This window comes from Acinetobacter sp. AG1, from assembly GCF_001005525.1.
Classification (GTDB): Bacteria; Pseudomonadota; Gammaproteobacteria; order Pseudomonadales; family Moraxellaceae; genus Acinetobacter; species Acinetobacter modestus.
On the sequence record NZ_LBMZ01000020.1, the window covers coordinates 1 to 2125 of the forward strand.

Here is a 2125-nt window from a genome sequence, read left to right on the forward strand (position 1 = left end):
AATTAACTATATTAAATTAATATGAAAGGTATTTAATAATATTTAAAACTTATGGATATTATCTAATTTTTTATAGAAACTGCGAACGAGATCTAAGTTATAGACATTTAGATCTATGTTGAATGAGCCGGTTTGATACAAAAGATGGGAAATCGAATCGATCAGTTAGCAGGCTACGGATTGGTAATGGAGAGGAGTGTACTCACTTAAAGTTCTATTTGTCTAAGCGGGGAAGAGCAAGACACTAGACAGTTATTTAAAAACTCATTTGAAATACAGCTTTTATAGTGAAAAAACAATGCATGAAACGTGATACAAGGCGTATACTGAAATTAACCATTACAATCACATAGGATTAGAAATGCTTCTTAAATTTGCGATTCGCTTTATGGCTGTCCTCCTTTCAGTACTTATCTTGGCTGCTATCGTTATTCAGTTCTTCTTCTCAAGCAAATTAACCACAGATTTGTGGATTATTGTAGTTCCTGTGATCTTAGGTATTCCAATTCTTACCTCTGTCGTAATTGCTAAAGACGATGAGTTAAGCATTCAGTGATACATACATGAATAATTAAAGTAACTATTTAAAAAGCCCATGCCAATGGGCTTTTTTACTGTTTTAAACAATCTAAGTCCTGTTTGAGAATTTTAGATTGTTTGATGAACGGTCATAATCAAGCGATGATTGGTACTGGTAATAGTTGTTAAAAAAATAGATAATTGTGATGTAATTCACAATTAGGATAAAAAATGTTTAAGATCTTGGGGAATTTAACAGTTTGTATGCTGTTTATTACTGGTTTGGTATTTTTAGTGATTGGAACTTCGTCAACAGATGCGCTTCTGGTTGCAGTTTCATTCGCTTTGATGACGGCATCTTATCTACTTGCATCAGAATTCAATATAAATTTGTTGAATTGGAATAAATAACAATAAATTTAGCTGAAGAGTTCTTGCAGAAATTCTTCAGCAATTCATTAGGTATCAAAATTGAAAACGTAGAAATAGGTTTTTTAGCTTAAAATATTGAAAATAATTATAAATATTGATTTTTACAAATTACTCAATAATGAATAAATCTTAAGAATACGCTTTACGATCGTTGAATAGTGTCAATAAATAGATATAACTAAGCGAAAACTAGTAAGTCATACAAAGTCTAAAATTTTCTAACTTTAGCGATTTCATCACACTCCAAAAAATCTAGCTCTTTAAATAACTAGAACATTCGTTATTAGTAAAATTTTTATGATTTGTCTGAAAAAACAGTTTCGATTAAATGTTTAGATGATAGATGAACTCTTATAATTCTAAATAGTATTTTTTTAGAACAAAATAAATTATGCTCTAGAATCTTAATTTTAAATAAAAATAGGTAATTACATGGGGAAAATTGTTGCAGGCGTTCTTGGTTTAACATTGGGTATAGCAACTATAAATGCGTGGAGTGATACACCACTACAAATTAATTATGGTACACCACAAGCATTAGGTGAGCAGACTTTGCAAGCAACCGCTCCAGTAAATCAAGATGAAAACAGTAATGGTCTTCAAACTTCTATTTTTGCAGAATATTATGGCTCAAAGATTGGATCTAATGATTTAGGTGGTGATCAAAAACTTAATGGAATCGGTGCGGGCTTAACGGTTACAGCTCTAAATTCATTGAGTACTAGCGTTGGTTTAAACTTTCAGAGAAATTCGAATTGGAAAAATACTGAAATTAACGTTAAAGGTGGCTACAAATTTTACAATTTTGATAATACCTACGCAAATGCCAATATTGGTGTTGGTTATGCTTGGGTAAAAGCAGATGATTATGATGTTAAGCTACGTTACGTCACATTACCTGTTGAGTTAGAGGTTGGACACTATTTTCAAAAAGACCTCGCTGTTTATGCAGGGTTAGGCTATAAGTGGTTGTATATAGAAAACCTTAAGGATGTTTGTACTAGTTATTTTTGTAGTACAGCAGCTTCTGATGTATTAGATCTGGATGGTATTACTTATCGAGTTGGACTTAAATACGATTTCTAGAAACCTTAAAAAGCTCATCTATTGATGAGCTTTTTTAATTTATACTTTTAAATAATCTTAAAGTTTAATTGAATTAAATAATAAATTA

General features: G+C 30.7%; 3 protein-coding genes. All 3 read left to right on the forward strand.

Annotated features, from left to right (window positions below):
- Window positions 1–361: 361 nt before the first annotated feature.
- Window positions 362–556 (forward strand): hypothetical protein, encoded by a 195-nt coding sequence (locus AAV96_RS00170; protein WP_004662441.1) that lies wholly within the window; start codon window positions 362–364, stop codon window positions 554–556.
- Window positions 557–750: 194 nt separating this feature from the next.
- On the forward strand, window positions 751–930 hold the full coding sequence (locus AAV96_RS00175; protein WP_005216517.1) for a hypothetical protein: 180 nt from the start codon (window positions 751–753) through the stop codon (window positions 928–930).
- Between the two features lie 453 nt (window positions 931–1383).
- Window positions 1384–2037 carry a hypothetical protein gene (locus AAV96_RS00180; protein WP_046737846.1) on the forward strand — a complete coding sequence of 218 codons (654 nt, stop codon included), beginning with the start codon at window positions 1384–1386 and terminating at the stop codon, window positions 2035–2037.
- The last annotated feature ends 88 nt before the right edge of the window (window positions 2038–2125 follow it).

Coding starts and splice junctions, on each gene's coding strand:
- AAV96_RS00170 (WP_004662441.1), top strand. CDS start 362: ATGCTTCTTAAATTTGCGATTCGCTTTATGGCTGTCCTCCTTTCAGTA.
- AAV96_RS00180 (WP_046737846.1), top strand. CDS start 1,384: ATGGGGAAAATTGTTGCAGGCGTTCTTGGTTTAACATTGGGTATAGCA.
- AAV96_RS00175 (WP_005216517.1), top strand. CDS start 751: ATGTTTAAGATCTTGGGGAATTTAACAGTTTGTATGCTGTTTATTACT.